7 protein-coding genes and 1 pseudogene are annotated in these 16,013 nt (G+C 64.8%); 5 read left to right on the top strand and 3 right to left on the bottom strand.

Going from position 1 to position 16,013, the window contains the following annotated elements; all coding sequences use genetic code 11:
* Positions 1-147: 147 nt before the first annotated feature.
* The 3 genes from ACFYPH_RS29890 (at position 148) to ACFYPH_RS29900 (ending at position 12,096) form a co-directional block, all read left to right on the top strand.
* On the top strand, positions 148-621 hold the full coding sequence (locus tag ACFYPH_RS29890; protein WP_387186423.1) for a hypothetical protein: 474 nt from the start codon (positions 148-150) through the stop codon (positions 619-621).
* Between the two features lie 173 nt (positions 622-794).
* Positions 795-11,507, top strand: coding sequence for a LamG-like jellyroll fold domain-containing protein (locus ACFYPH_RS29895; RefSeq protein WP_387186425.1), 10,713 nt, complete (start codon positions 795-797; stop codon positions 11,505-11,507).
* Between the two features lie 7 nt (positions 11,508-11,514).
* Positions 11,515-12,096, top strand: a complete 582-nt coding sequence (locus ACFYPH_RS29900) for an Imm5 family immunity protein (RefSeq protein WP_387186426.1) — start codon at positions 11,515-11,517, stop codon at positions 12,094-12,096.
* A 439-nt stretch (positions 12,097-12,535) separates the two neighbouring features.
* Here the strand turns inward: ACFYPH_RS29900 and ACFYPH_RS29905 are convergent, their stop codons facing one another.
* Positions 12,536-13,717, bottom strand: a complete 1,182-nt coding sequence (locus ACFYPH_RS29905) for a tyrosine-type recombinase/integrase (RefSeq protein WP_387186428.1) — start codon at positions 13,715-13,717, stop codon at positions 12,536-12,538.
* Positions 13,718-13,925: 208 nt separating this feature from the next.
* Here ACFYPH_RS29905 and ACFYPH_RS29910 point away from each other — a divergent pair, with 208 nt between their 5' ends.
* The gene (locus ACFYPH_RS29910; RefSeq protein WP_387186430.1) at positions 13,926-14,153 is read left to right on the top strand and encodes a hypothetical protein; all 228 of its coding nucleotides are present in this window, start codon (positions 13,926-13,928) and stop codon (positions 14,151-14,153) included.
* Here the strand turns inward: ACFYPH_RS29910 and ACFYPH_RS29915 are convergent, their stop codons facing one another.
* Positions 14,154-14,405 (bottom strand): helix-turn-helix domain-containing protein, encoded by a 252-nt coding sequence (locus ACFYPH_RS29915; protein ID WP_387186431.1) that lies wholly within the window; start codon positions 14,403-14,405, stop codon positions 14,154-14,156.
* A 201-nt stretch (positions 14,406-14,606) separates the two neighbouring features.
* Here ACFYPH_RS29915 and ACFYPH_RS29920 point away from each other — a divergent pair.
* Positions 14,607-15,019: pseudogene (locus ACFYPH_RS29920) on the top strand (DUF6924 domain-containing protein).
* A 456-nt stretch (positions 15,020-15,475) separates the two neighbouring features.
* Here ACFYPH_RS29920 and ACFYPH_RS29925 read toward each other — a convergent pair.
* Complete coding sequence (locus tag ACFYPH_RS29925; RefSeq protein WP_387186433.1) at positions 15,476-15,850, bottom strand: hypothetical protein; 375 nt, start codon at positions 15,848-15,850, stop codon at positions 15,476-15,478.
* Between the last annotated feature and the right edge of the window lie 163 nt (positions 15,851-16,013).

Raw genomic sequence — 16,013 nt, forward strand, 5'->3', positions numbered from 1 at the left:
CTGGATCGCGGAGGCGCGCACGGTGTGGCTTCACGATCAAGGCATGATCGACGAGGCTTCTGCTCGCCCGTATCCTCAGCCGGTGCGGGGGACCCACCGCCGTCGCGAGGAGGTCGGCAGGTGTACAGGTATTTACGGCGGCGATGGGTGTTGGTCGGGCTCGTTGCTCTGGCCGTCGCGATAGTGGTGGCGTGGATCGTCTGGCCCAACCCGACCACTGCGCCTCGGGAGCGACAATACCGCGATGTCACCGCCTGCTTGTTGACCAACAACAGGGGGCTGGCCAGCCGAGACGCGAGAGCCGCCTGGACTGGGATGCAACGCGCTTCGGTTGAGTCGCTGGTGCAGGTGCAGTACCTAGCCGCGGACGGCGTCCAAGATAAGTCCAATGTGGCTGCCTACTTCAACACGTTGGCTGCTCAGGGGTGCGAGATGGTCATCGCGGTCGGGGCCGCTCCGGTGGACGCGTTGATCGCCGGAAAGGACCGCTTTCCGTCTATTCGGTATGTGGTCGTGGGGGGTGCGCCAAACGCCGGCGTGACCATAGTGGAGGCCGGCTCACCAGATGAGATCGTCGAGGGTGTTGCCGCAGCCGTGCGTACCTTGCCCGCTTCGACCTAACATGTAAAAACTAGGCCACTGATGGCCATTGTTTTCTCAGCGAACGTCCAGGAAGCTTCCCGTTGCATGATCAAGCTACGGGGAGGGCTGCCATGGGCGGTCGGCATGATGCTGTTCGCGGGGCGTTGGCACGGCGACGTGCTCGTATCTCGCGGCGGCCTGTGTACCGACGGGTGGCAACCGTCCTGGTGCTCGTCCTGGTTCTCGGTGTTGGTGCTCCACGAGAGCCGCTGCCCATCGTGGCGGGCTCTGGCTTCCCGCTCAGTTGGTTCTGGTCACTGCTGGAGGCCCGACCGTCCTGGGCTTTAAGCAATCCGTCCACCCCGAAGCAGCAGGTGGGAAAGAACCCGCCGCGCAGTCACTATGCAGAGGCTCCGCTCACCGAGGATCGCAGCAAGCCCGTGCGGGCGAAGGGCGAGCTGGCGCGCTCTGAGCCCCACCGGCCGGAGAGCGCGGTGCGCAAAGCCGGCGAGCCGTCGCGCGGATTCGAGCTCAAGACCAGCAAGCGGCAAGCGGCAGGCGCCACCGAGCAGACCGAGATGTTCCGTAACGCGGACGGCTCGTACACCCGGAGGGTCTACCAGCAACCGGTCAACTTCCGGGCGGCGGACGGGTCGTGGCAGCCAATCGACGGCAAGCTGGTGCGGGGTGCCGACGGTCGGCTCCGGCCGCGTGCCAACGGGCAGAAGATCGAGTTCGACGCCTCGGGCGGTGATCCCGCAGAGCGCACGACAGGCACGACGCCACTGGTCAGCATGACATTCGACGCAGGTCGAAGCCTTGCTTACCGGATCGCGGGCGCAGACATTGGCCTTCCCGAGGTGAGCGGTGAACTGGCGACGTACCGCCAGGTCTTCCCGAACGTCGACCTGAGACTTGCTACCGCAGGACGCGAGGTCAAAGAAAGTCTGGTCTTCCACTCGGCGGACGTTCCCACGGAGTACACCTACCCCCTCGCACTGATTGGGCTTACGGCCGCAGTGGATGGCGACGGATCGGTGGTGTTCCGAGCGGCCGGGGGACAGGCGGTCGCCCGGATGCCCGCAGCGTTCATGGAGGACGCCGCCGGTGACGCTTCTGGCGCCGGTGCGATGTCCCGCGACATCCGCTACTCCCTCGTCGACACCGCTGACGGCCCTGCGCTGAAGATGACGGTCGACGGCGCCTGGCTGCATGACCCGAAGCGGGCGTTCCCGGTTGTGCTCGACCCGACCATCGCCACCACAGACGGCGACACCTACGTCCAGTCTGGCAGCACCGAGTCTGACCGGTCGACCGAGAAAAGTATCGGGATCGGCACATTCAACAACGGTGTGGCCAAGGCGCAGGGACTGCTACCGTTCCCGAGCTTCTCCACTGCCTACGCGGGCAAGAAGATCAGCACGGCCAAGCTCAACCTCTTCATGAGCTACCAGGGCCTGAACACCGGCTGCGAGGTCCACCGTTTCGACGTCTTTGCCGTCAAGTCGAACTGGTCGTCCACCGGCGTTCGATCCACGAATTTCCCGACGTTGTCTGATTCCATCGGCAACGCGTCACCGACCAGTACTGCGGCCTGTGGTAACCAGGCGGGCATCCGGAACGTTGGCATCTGGGTGCCGGTCACGCTCAACGTGTCCGAGGTCAATAACTGGGTCACCGGCGGTGCCAACTACGGCCTCGCGCTGAAAGCCGAGAGCGAAACCAACGTCAAGGCGTGGAAGCGGTTCACCTCGGTCGATGCCGGCATCGAGAACTCAACGATGCGCTGTGCCCATGCGACCTACGGCTCGATCAAGTGTGATGCCTTCCTCGACGTCACCTACACGGACAATGTCCCGCCACAGCTCGACGTCCGCTACCCGGCCAACAACTACGCCGTCAATACGCTGACACCGGAGCTCGCCGCCGCCGGGAGCGACCCGGACAGCTGGCCCAACAAGGGCTTGCGGTACAACTACTTCGTCTATGACGAGGCAGGTGCGCAGCTCAGCACCTCCGGTTGGGTGACCGCCGGCGTATGGAAGGTGCCTGCTGGCGTCCTCGTCTGGGGCAAGACCTACCAGTACGCGGTGCAAGTCAATGACTACTCGTCCACCTCGGCCGTCGCCCCGGTGAAGTATGCGTTCACCACCCAGGTGCCACAGCAGATGGTGACCTCTGACCTGGCGCAGAATGGCGGAAAGGGTTACGAGCCGAGTACGGGTAACTACACCACCTCCGACACGGATGTGGAGGTGACGACGGTCGGTCCGGCGCTCAGCATCACGAGGGACTACAACAGCCTCGACGCCCGCGTATTTGGGGCGTTTGGGCGAGGCTGGTCGTCGCTGCTCGACATGCAGGCCCGTGAGTCGATCGACGCGAGTGGTGCCCTGCAAACGGTGGCGGTGCGCTACCCGAGCGGTGAGGACGTCTCGTTCGGTCGCAACCCCGACGGCAGTTGGACACCGCCCTTGGGGCGCTACTCCGTCTTCAAGGCGGTCACCAGCGGTTATACGTTGACCGACAAGGACACCACTACGTACGAGTTCAGCCAGGCGGCGACCGGTGGTGTCTACGGCCTGACGCGGATCACCGACGCTGCGGGCCGTTCGCTGACCGTGCACTACGACGCTGCTGGGTTGGTCGACGAGGTGCGATCCGTGGCCTCAAGTCGCGCACTCCGCATATCGTGGTCGCGTCCACCGAACTCGACGTATCCACACGTCTCGGCAATCACCACAGACCCGGTCGTCCAGGGCGACGCGGCCAGCGCGGTGACCTGGACCTACGACTACGACGGCGACCTGCTGACGAACGTTTGTCCGCCTTCTGGGGCCGCAAACTGTTCCAGCTACCAGTACACGCTGACGCCGCAGCACGCCACCACTGTGCTCAACACCGACCCGTATTCGTTCTGGCGGCTCAACGAGAGCCCCGGTGCGACGGTCGCACAGAGCGCGGTGCTGAGCAACGACGGCGTGGACAACGCCACCTACGCCAACGTCACCCTCGGGAGTTCCGGCCCGGTGGCTAACTCGACCTCCACGGCAGCAAGCTTCAACGGGACCTCGTCGTCGGTGAAACTGCCGGCGAAGCTGGTGACCGAGGCGTCGTACCAATCGATCAGCATGTGGTTCCGCACGAACAGCCCCACCGGCGTGCTCTTCAGCCATCAGATCGACCCGGTCAGTGCGGGTGCCACGACGACCAAGACCTACACCCCGACTCTCTACGTGGGGTCGGACGGCAAGTTGCACGGACAGTTCTGGACGGGCAGCACCGCGAACACCATGGCCTCGCCCAACACGGTAGTCGACGGTCAGTGGCACCACGTTGCCTTGGCCGGCAATGGCGGCAACCAGGCCCTCTACGTCGACGGCGCCCGCGTCGCCACGCTGACCGCCACGATCAATCTTGACCTTGGCATGACGAACGGCTACGTGGGCGCCGGCTTCCTTGGCGGCGCTTGGCCTGCGCAACCGAACACCGCGGCCACCGCCACCTTCTTCAACGGGTCGATCGCCGACGTGGTCTTCCACAATCGGGCCATCACCACGCCCACGGCGACCTCCCTGCACAGCAGCGGTGTTGCGGCTGACCCCCTGCTGACGCGGATCACGACCCCCGGTGGTCGGGTCCAGGCCATCATCGACTACGACACGGTGACGGGCCGGGTCAAGCAGGTGACCGACGAAATTGGCGGGACGTGGAAGATCGGGGCACCGACCGTAGGCGGCTCGAGCCTGGTCTACGTGTCGGCGGTGCTCGGGTCGCAACCGGAGCACTATTTCCGGCTCGCCGACATTCAGGCGCCCACCAAGCCGGTGAACGAGGTGCGCGGCGAGTACCACGAGGCGCGGTATCGAAACGTCACGTTCAACACGACCCAACCCAACACGACGAGCCCGTTCGCCGATTCGTACGGGGCAGTGTTCAACGGCACCAACGCCTATGTCGAGCTGAACACCATGGCGGACCTCGGCGGCGGTCCGTACGACACCACCAAGTCGGTCGAGATGTGGTTCAAGACCCCGGCGGGCAGCGCCAAGAGCGGCGTGCTGCTGGGCTACACCAACGGCCAGATGGACCTCCCGCCGTCGACGACGGGGGCGACCACCTGGACGCCGGCCCTCTATGTCGGTGGGGACGGCTACCTGCGCGGCGAGTTCTGGGCCCCGTCATCACCCGTCGTCCAGTCCCCGTCGAAGGTCAATGACGGTAAGTGGCACCACATCGCCGTCACCCAGACCCCGAGCCAGCAGTTGCTCTATCTTGATGGCGACATGGTCGGAGGCCATGCAGGTACGGTTCAAGAATTTGCCGGGTCCGCCTACCTTGGCACGGGCATCACCAAGGGCTGGCCCGGATCCACGCAGGATGTCTCCTACTTCACCGGAAACATCGCCGAGGTGGCCTTCTACAAAACGCCGCTGAGTGCCGCGGAGGTCGACCGGCACTGGAAGGCGTCGAAGAGCACCACACAGCCCGGCTCCGGCACCACCGGGTCGACGCTGACCTCGATCACCACGACGACGGTCACCGACCCGAAGGGCAAGACCTCTACGCAGGTCTTCGACCTGGTCAACGGTAACCGGCTGATCGCCTCCACCGACGTGCTGGGCAACACCACCACCTACGGGTACGACATCGGCGGTTTCGGCTCGGTGACCTATGACCCACTGCGGAACAGGACCGAGACGGGCCGGGACGTGCGGGGCAACACGATCCGTACGACAGCGTGTATCACCTCGGTCAAATGTGACTCGGCCTACTACAACTACTATCCGGACGCGACCAGCACCAACCTTGCACCGGATCCACGTAACGATCAACTGATTGAATACCGCACGGCCAACTCGTACAGCCCAACCGATCCGATGTTCCTCACCCGGTTCGGATACGACACCGCCGGCAACCGGACGAGCACCACGACGCCGCCCGTCGCGGGCTTTCCCGGTGGCAAAACCACCACCGTCACCTATACCAGCGCGACCACCGCAGCGGTTGGCGGCGGAACGACGCCGCCCGGACTGCCGGTGACGACCAGGTCCGCTGGCGGCGCCACCCAGACCAACGAGTACAACTCCGCGGGTGATCTGGCACGGATCATCGACGGAGCGGGGCTGGTGACCGAGTTCGCTTACGACGGCCTGGGTCGGATCACCGCCAAGACCATCAAGACCGAGACCCTGGGGGACCTGACCACCTCCATGAGGTACGACGCGGAGGGCCAGGTCGTCGAGCAGACCGAGCCCCCCGTGCTGAACCAGGTCACCGGCGCGTCGCACACCGGCCGAACGTCGACTGACTACGACCCCGACGGCAACGTCACGGGACGCCGGGTGCAGGACCTGACCGGCGGCGATGCGGAACGTGCGGTCCAGAGTTTCTACGACGACCACGGCAGGATGATCAAAACAGTCAATCCTGCGGGTGTGGTCACACTGCTCGAATACGACGTCTACGGCAACACCACGGCCGAGGTCACCTGCGACAGTTCGCCCTCACCTGGCGATCCCTGTCCTTCGGGGGACGTGCTGCAAGCGGTACGGAAGACCTTCGACGGCGAGGGTAACGACCTCACCACCACGATCACCGGCGCCGACGGCACCACCACCCAGGTCAGTTTCAAGGCGTACTTCCCGGACGGCAATCTCGCCTCCGACACGGACGCCATGAATTACACGACGAACTACACGTACAACGGCGACGGCACGCTGCGACGGGCCACCCGCACCGACGGCACCCGTACGTACGTTCTCGAGGAGAACATCCACCGGCCCGACGGGGAGTTGTCGAGCCAGGAAACCAACAACGGCGCGACCGTCACCTCGTACACCCGCGACCCTGCCAACCGAGTCGTGCGGATTAGCGCGACGGCGCCGGCGGACGTCTACAACAACACTGAACGTGTCACCAGTTTCAGCTTCGACGCCGACGACCATGTGCTGGCCACCCGGTCCAGCGACAAGGGCGGGACCAACCCGCTGCAATCAACCAGCCGCACCTACGACCCGCTCGGTCGGATGACCTCGGAGCGGATCGCCGCAGATCCTTCAGTCGAACCGAACGCCTGGTTCAAGCTTGACGAAACCAGCTTCAGCGACGGATACAACGTCGCCTACGACTCGACAGCATCGGCGGGCAAGGCGACCGGCGGAGCCGACGTGACCCTGTCGGAGGGCGTCGCCACATTTAGCGGTGGCCGAGGTCTCCGAATCGACAATCATGCCATCGACACCGCCAAGTCGTATACGATCTCTGCCTGGGTCAAGCCAAAGGACTTCCTCAAGGACCAGACCGCACTGACTCAGATCGGCTCGTACGGGACTGCGTATTACCTTGAGTACAACAAGACCCTGAACAAGTGGGCCTTCCGGGCGCCATCTTCAGACTCGGCTACCCCGTCGGCCATCTACTCGGCCACCTCCAGCAACGCGTTGGTCGCAAACAGTTGGGTTCATCTGGTTGGTGTCTACAACGCCACCAGTAAGGCGCTCAGCCTCTACGTCAACAACGTCGCCGGTACCGGGGCCACCAACCCGACCCCATTCACCTCGCAGTCGCCGAGCATCGGTGGTGGCTACCTCGGCATGGGTGTCTACGCCAGCTACAGCGGCTCCATCGACAACGTGCAGCTTTACCAACGAGCCCTGTCCGCCGCCGAGATCAACACGCTCTACGCGGGGGGCAACGGCCGTACCGGTGAGGCACTCGCGTCGACCACCGGCCTGACGACCAGCTACACGATCGACAAGCTGGGCAACACCACCGCAACCACCGACCCGAAAGGCAAGACCACCAGCTACGAGTACGACGAGGCCGGCCAGTTGGTGAAGACGGTGGAGCCGTCGGTGACCGCCGAGGTGTTCGGCACGCCAGGTGTACCCGTCGTCCCGGTCTCCCGTATCGGCTACAACACCTTCGGCGAGATAGTCGAGACACAGGACCCACTCTCGAATGTCACCCGTACCCGAGTCGACCCTCTCGGCCGGCCCACCGAGGTGATCGCACCGGACTACACCCCGCCCGGCGGTACGCCAATCGTGGGGGCCTCGGTGATCACCAACTACGACAAGCTCGACCGGGTGCGCTCGGTGACCAACGCCGACGGTAAGACGACGAGCTATGAATACGACGCCCTCGGCAATCGGGTCGCAGTCACCGATCCGCGGGGCAAGGTGTCCCGAGCGAGCTACGACAAGCTCGGCCGCGTTCTGGACTCAATTGACCCGACCGGTGCCAAGCAGACGTCGACGTACGACCTGATGGACCGCCCGCTCACCACGAGCCAGGTGGTCCGCCAGACCGGCGAGACCAACACCACCAACTATGACTACGGCACCGGCGCGCTCGGTCAGGGCCCGTGGCCCCAGTCGGTGACCACCGCCGCAGGCGTGAAGACATCGAGCACCTACGACTTCACCGGCGCGCCACTAACCACCACCGACGGTGCGAACAATCAGACCAAGTACGAGTACGACGGACTTGGCCGGGCCACCAGGATCACCATGCCGGATGGTACGGCGCAGACCGCCAGCTACGACCCGCTCGGCCGACTCAGGCAGCAGCAGGACCTGGATGCCGCAGGAACCGTACTCGTCACCCGATCAAAGGGTTACGACGACAACGGCAACCTGACGTCGTCGACGGACGGGCGCACGACCACCACCACCTTCGGGTACGACGCGATGAACCGACTGACGAGCGAGAGCCAGCCGGTCACCGCCACCACCGCGATCACGACCAGCTTCGGATACGACGCCGCAGGTAACCAGACTCGCTTTACCGACGGGCGGGGCAACCAGTTCTGGACCACCTACAACACCTGGGGCCTGCCCGAATCGCGAATCGAACCATCCACCCCTGCCTATCCGAACCTGGCCGACCGCACCTTCACCACGACCTATGACAAGGCCGCTCGGGTCGTCGACCAAATCGCTCCCGGCGGGGTACGAACCAGCAACAGCTACGACGACGCTGGCCGACTGACCCGACAGTCCGGCACTGGTGCTGAGGCCACCACGGCCGACCGGACCTTCGACTACGACGACGCCGGCCGGCTGACCGGATTCGCGGTCCCGGCCGGCACGGCAGACGTCTCGTACGACGACCGCGGCCTACCGTTGTCCATCACGGGTCCCGGCGACTCGTCCTCGTTCACCTACAACAAGGACGGAAAGACGGCCTCGCGCGCCGACGCCGCCGGCAGCAGCAGCTACACCTACGACACCGCTGGCCGGTTCCGGACGGCGACCAACACCACCACCGGCGTCAACCTCGTGGTCGGCTACAACAACATGTCGCAGATGTCATCGATCAGCTACAACTCCGGCAACGTGCGGAACTTCGGATATGACGCGATGCACCGCCTCAAGTCCGACACACTGAAAAACGCCGCCGGCACCACCACCCTCGGCTCTATCACCTACGGCTACGACAACAACAACAACGAAACCTCGAAGGCCACCACCGGCTTCGCCGGGTCCAGCTCCAACACCTACACGTACGACCTCGCCGACCGGCTGTCGACCTGGAACAACGGCAGTACCACCATCGGCTACACATACGACGGAGCAGGCAACAGGACCCAAGCCGGCGGGAAGATCTTCACCTACGACGCGCGGAACCAGCTCTCGACGCAGAGCGGCGGGATCTCGTACGCGTACACCGCACGCGGTACCTTGCGCCAGACCAGCTCAACGGCAGGAGAGCTCACCACCACGGCCGACGCCTTCGGCCAGGTGATTTCCCAACAGTCGGCCGGAGGCACCCGCACCTATTCCTACGACGGGCTTGGTCGCGCCGTCGTACCGGGATTTCGATACACGGGTCTCGACAATGATCTAGCCCAGGACAGCGGGGCGACCTACACCCGTGGCCCTGACGGTAAGCTGCTCGCGGCCGGCACCGGCACCGGCACGGGTTCTCGGTACGTCTGGACAGACCAGCATGACGATGTCGTGGGCCAGTTCACCGCCACCGGCACCACTCTTTCCGGGTCGACCACCTATGACCCCGTTGGCACCGTCGTCGCCTCGTCCGGTCTACTCGGCAGCCTGGGCTACCAGTCCGAGTGGACTGACAACCTGACAGGGCGGGTCAACATGCTCGCCCGCTGGTACAACCCGGATACCGGTCAATTCGACACCCGAGACACCGCGTCCAACAATCCGGTGCCCGACTCGGTCAACGCCAACCGCTTCCAGTACGGCGACGCGAACCCGCTGACGACGACGGACCCGACTGGACACTGGGGCCTTTCGAGCCTCAAGTCGGCCTTCCGTAGCACCGTGTCTGTGGTCACCAACCCTGTGGCGGCGATCCAGACCACCTATCGGGCGACGACGACCCTGGCAAAGAGCTCCTACCAGGCGTTCAACTACGTCCGATCCGGTAAGGCGTGGCAGGACGTCAAGAAGACAGCGAGCAACGTCAAGAACAACCTGAAGAAGGCCGCCCATGTCGTCAAGGACACCACGGTCCGTTGGGCGAAGACGAAGATCCAAAAAGTTAAGGATGCGTATCACGCTGCCAAGAAATGTACGTCTGGCGGCGTCAGTAAATGCTTGAAGGAAACTGCGAAGAAAGCGGCAAAAGCCGCCGTCACCAACCTCAAATCGACAGTGGAGGCGATCAAGAAGGATCCGTGGAAGTTCGCGGCGACGGTGGCCGTGGGTATGGCGGCGACAGTCGCAGTGGGCGCTCTCTGCGCCACCGGGGTCGGGTGCTTGATCCTGGCCGGCGCCGCCGCCGGAGCGATGTCCGCTGGTGCCGGATACATGGTCGACGTGGCTCGCGGTGACGAGAAGTTCTCGCTGGGCAACCTAGCCAGCACGATGATTGAGGGCGGCCTGGACGGCGGTCTATCGGCCGGCGTGAGCAGGCTGACCGGAGGTGCGACGAAGCTCGCTGGTGGTGGAGCCAGTCGGGCGCTCGGCGGCAAGAGTGGCAGAAGCGCGACGCCGAGCCGGCCGCAGCGCGACGAGGGACGACAGGGCCTCTCGGGTTGCAACACTCCGCGGCACAGCTTCGATCCGGCCACCCGCGTTCTGATGGCCGACGGCAGCACCAAGGCGATCAAGGACATCGCGCTGGGCGACAAGGTGGCGGCGACCGACCCCGAGGCTGAGGAGACTGCGGCCAAGAGGGTGACCGCCCTGCACGTGAACCAGGATCGCGACCTCACCAACGTCACAGTGCGTGATGCCAACTCGGGTAAGTCGACGGTGCTGAAGACCACGCAACACCATCCGTTCTGGGACGCGACCGACCGCAAGTGGGTGGACGCGGCTGAGCTGAAGGTCGGCCACCGCTTGCTCGTGCACGATGACAAGCGGCTGGAGGGTGACGGCACTGGCGCTGGCATGGGTGGTGGGGGACCTGGAGCGCAGGTGACTGTGATCGAGGTTGAGAACCTCGACGGTGACGCCGAGATGCGCGACCTCACGGTCGCCGACATCCACACCTACTATGTGGTCGCCGGCAGCACCCCGATCCTTGTGCACAACAACAATGCGCAGGTTCCTGGAGCGTGCCCACGCCCGCCGACTGTTCCTGGTAAGACAGCCGGCCACGCGGACGACATCAGCACGCTCAGCGGTTGGGCCGCGGGGTATCCAAACGGCTACACACGTGTGTCCCCAGCAACCGTGCTCGCCCATACTCGGCAGATCGGCGCTCCGATCACGCCAGCTGGCTTCCGTGACCACGGCATCGATGGCCAGTATTTCGCCTCGCACGCCGAGCGTCAGGCTGCCGTCGCGAGGCCGAACGAGCCGATCGAGGTGGACCGAGACATGTGTGATGATTGCATCGAGTGGTTCAAGCATGAGGCGGTTTACCAGGGTCAGGTTCAGCGAGTCACCGATCCGACCGGTGTAAACGTGTTTCGCCCAAACGGCACTTGGAAACAGGAGTAGTCGCGGAGTGACCGAAGAGAACGTTGTCCGCCTAGCCGACGGGTATATCGACCGTATTTCGTCAGACGGTGAGCTGAAGTGGCCGCTTCGGATGGAGCTGCACCATGCGCTCGAGCAGGTTACGGGCGGCGACAGTTGGCGTTCGTACCTGCGGCTATCAGCATCCTGTGCGGTAAAGGCATGGCCAGTCTGGCAGGAACGCTTCGGCGAACCGCTTCCCTTTTGCGCGCCCACCCCAGGCGCCACGCCCGAACAGCCTCAACTGGGCTTGGTCTACAACTCGGTCCAGCTCAACCGTCTTGCGACGTTCCTCGACAATCGGATGCGTACCGGTCCGGAGACGTTTCCTGCGGTCGCCGCGGGTTTGGCGTGCTGGGCTACCAACCGCGACGTGCTACGGGCCGAGCTAGTGCTGCCCGCAGGCGCCGATGAGGCGGAGGTCGACTCTGAGGATTGGGAACCTTCCTACTTCGCCTCCATCGCCTTGGCGGGCGGAGCCATCTGGGAGACGCCCAGTAACTCTGCTCTGCGTCGGGATTTTTGGTTGTGGTACCTCCGCGTAGCGGTGCCCGCCAGCTACGGCGCCTGAAGACAGATCCCAACTGTCAGCGCTCGAGCAACTGGCGAGCGATCGGCTGCTGGAGAGGCGCGTGCGCGGACCAGGTATGAAGGGCGGGCACCAGAGCTACCTGGACCCGATGTCAGGGCGGGTTCTTGACCGGTTGCCGTAACGAGCTCGGTAACGGCTCAAGGCTGGCAGCCGAGGAGCGGTTGGCATGAGGTAGCAGAGGGCGTCACGAAGGGCTGCCCTTCTGTCCATGTTTGCGAATGTATCAGTCATTATTGGCACGCCGTGACAGGATCGTTGTAGAACTGGGGGTCAAGGGGTCGTCGGTTCGAATCCGGCCGTCCCGACAGAGTTTCGGCAGTTCGGAGGCCTTGATTCACTTCGGTGAGTCGGGGCCTTTTGCCGTTTCGTCTCACAATTTCTCACGTACGCCTGTACTGCTGAATTTTGGGCGCTGGAGTCACCCGAACAGGCTCGATTCGAGGTGCTCGGCAGCCACCTTGAGGTGGCTGCCGTCGGGGTGGACGTAGACCCTTTTGGCGAGGGTGCCGCCGTCGGCGTGGCCGGCCCAGGCAGCGAGGACGACGTCGGGCACTCCGGCGCCGGCGAGGTAGGTCAGGCAGGCGTGCCGCGCGTCGTACGGCCGGACCTTGGGGACCCCGATCTTGGCCATCAGTTCGTAGACCCGGCGGCGGAGCCAGTCGGTGCGCTGCGGCTGGCCGAGTTCGTTGACCAGGACGTAGCCGCTGTCGACGTAGGCGTTACCGGCCTTCAGACGCTCCTTCTTCTGCAGGGTGTGGAACGCCTTGAGCGCTTTCGTTACCGTCGCGGGCATCGGCAGGCCGCGTTTGCCAGCCGCCGACTTGGCCTCCTTCTCTTCGATCTCACCGTCGACGAGCGTCCGGGTGTTGTCCCCGGCCGCGATCTTTCCGGCCTCGAATTCGACATCGGACCAGCGCAGCCCGCACACCTCGGCCGGTCGGAGGCCCATCAGCGACAGCAGGCAGGCGGCGTAGAGGCGTTCGCCTGTGATGCCGGTCAGGAACGCCTTCACCTCTTCCTGGGTCCAGGGCTTGCGCTCAGCCTGTGCCTCGACTGCGGCCTTCGCGGCCGCTCTGGGGATGGCGACGAACGCGGCGACGTTGCGGACCACGAGCTGACGGCGAACCGCCACGTTCAGCGCGGTTCGAAGGCGGCCGAGCGTCAGGCGCACTGACCGGACACCGAGCCCCGTTCCAGGCTTGCCACCACGCTTCCGGCCCTCCGTCAGCATCCAGTCGATCAGAGCCTCGATGTCGGCCTCGGTAACGTCCTGGAGTGGCTTGCTGCCAAGGCGGACGCGGACCGGCAGCAGCGCATCGCGGTAGTTAGCGGCGGTGGCCTTCTCGACATCGCGCGTGGCGGATGCCAACCACTCGTCGAGAAAATCGTTGACCGTGATCTTGCCGGGTTTGACGTACGTGCCGCGGTCGGTCTCGTGCTTGATCCGGGCGTACTCCGCCTTTGCCTCCTTCCTGGTGTCGAAGGTGTACGTCCGCTGGTCCCGACGCCCGTCCGGCTTGCGTCCGACGTCTAGGACGAAGCGGTAGCGGGTCTTGCCGCTGCGAAGAATGACCTTTTTGATCGGGTCCGAGGCGCTCACGTCGGTCCTGTTCCTTCCAGGGAGGGATGGGCTGAGCCCTGCTTCCGTGCGTGAAGCTACTGCGCACTTGTTGTTATGGTACCGATTAGTGGTACCAAAATGTGGTCCCGGGTTGGCGTGTGAGATGGCGGTTTGGGATAGGCGACGTGGAATGTGGGAACCTCGACTCGTCATCTAGCCGTTCGAGAGTTCGCCGAGGAGTTGAGGCATGCCGCGACAGCGTCCTGTCGCCGAGAACCTGCCGCCGTTGCCGGCGCGCGAGAAGCGGGATCAGCAAGTCAAGATCCGGCTCACGCCTTCGGAGATGGAGAGGCTGGCGGTGACGCGGCCCGATCTCACGCCGTCCGGGATTGTCGCGCTGCTCGTCGACGACGTGCTCAGCGGGCGGTATCGACCGAGATGGGCTGTGCCGCAAGAGTCAGGGCAAACCGACTGATCAGCCGCGCGTCCCGTCCGATGAGTCCTCCTGATCGGCGCCGTGTCGGTCGATGCCGACCAGCCTCAGCAGGTCTGCGGTGCGTACGCGGTAGGACGTCCCGATCCGAAGCACCGAACACGGAAACAGGTCCTGCTTCGCGAGCTCGTAGGCCTTCGTCCGCCCGACGCCCAAGGCGCGAGCAGCAGTGGACAGGTCGACAATCGCGGGGAGTCGCAGCAGTTCATCGTGGGTCAGCGAGCTGTTGATCATCTTGCCCAATCCTCCGGGGTGAGGGGAGTGGACGCCGAGGCGACCGGCTGTCGAGGCACCAATTGGCATGCCCTGACACGACGATCCCGGCCGACCATTTCCGGGCGCGCTACCGCCAACGTGGTAGCGGCCAACCAGCAGCACCGGTAGCGCTGGGCGCGGCTCGGAAAACCCATCCCGCTGATCTGCAAGACTGCATCGATGTTGACCCTGCCGGACACGCCATGCGCGCTGGTGCTCCGTGCCGATTTCACCGACGAGGGAGCCTGGGACGCAGTGCGTGCGGCGAGTATCGCGCCCTCGGTCGATGGATTCGCGGCGAGCCTGTCCTTCGTCAGCGACTCAGCGTTCGCTGATCTGTCCCCTGAGCAGGTGGCGGCGCTCCCGATGGTGACCTACCGCAGCTTCCTGTTCCTCGTTGACAACGTCACCGTCACCGACCCGGACACGCCGCTTGTCGCGCTGGATCTGCTTCACGAGCCAGGTCGTTGGTTCCGGGTCGTCCCGGCGGAGATGTGGAGTGTCGAGAACAACTCTCGATTGCCAACATGGACTTTTTCGAGTTCGCGGACGCGGCGGACCCGGACGGGGTGTTCCGAGGCTTCCCGCAGTAGGTGTCGGGCTACCAGCGGCTTCCGAGATGATGCCCGCGGCGTTGCCGGAAAATCCGACCGGGCCGCTACCGGATAGGTCTTCAGGCTGCGGGACGTCATCCGGTCGACGTATCTCTCGATGCCGGCGGCGCGCTTCGGCGTCAGAGCCAAGCCGACCGGCCCGGCCGTTCGTCGAGCGGCGGCCCACGGCGGGCGGCCCGTCGCACGACCTGCTGGTACTGCTGAACACGCATCGGATGCTGACGACCGGCCAGTTGGCCCCGGCGATCAGCGCCCCGGTCAGGACCGTGCGGCACCTGGCTCGACCGGCTGCGCTGCGCCGGGCTGGTCAATGGGGTGCGTCGGGCGGGAGTCCAGATCCACGCCGAGGCACTGGTGGCTACGTCCGGCCGGTGCCCGCTTGGTGGCTGGCACCGCAGCCGGCGCCGGGTGGCAGGCCCCCACCGCTGAATGTCGCTAGCCCTCCTGGGGCCCGAAAATCTCATCTACAAACAACTCTGAAGGAAGGTCAGACAACGCCCGGACCCGCACTCGACGACCGTCGAGCCCGCGAAGCCGCATCTTCAACTCGAACACGTGCGTCATCTGCTGAAGGATCGCGAGCGGGTCAACATTGTGAACGAGGAACTCCGTTACTTCGATCTCGGCATCATCATCGGGCTTGACCTTCTCCCACACATCAACGGGCGTGGCGACCACCCGTAGGTCGTACCCATGCTCACCGCCGCCGATGCTGAACCCGACCACCTGCCACTGGTCACCGTCGAGGCCGACAGTCCGCGCCAGCCCCTCCCACGGAACCGTCATGCGCTCGTCTAGTGCCGTGACCACGAACGTTCACGGTGTTGGGTGACACGCCGTCCGGCCTATCGGCCGGGCGGCGCCGCAGCGGTCAGGCTGTGGCGGTGGCAGATCTTGTACGCGTGCGGCGGCTGAGTGATCAGGAAGGTCAGCAGCTGCTCAGAATCACCCGCCGGGGAACCGGTTCACCGAT

This window comes from Micromonospora sp. NPDC005252, from assembly GCF_042872475.1.
Lineage (GTDB): Bacteria > Actinomycetota > Actinomycetes > Mycobacteriales > Micromonosporaceae > Micromonospora.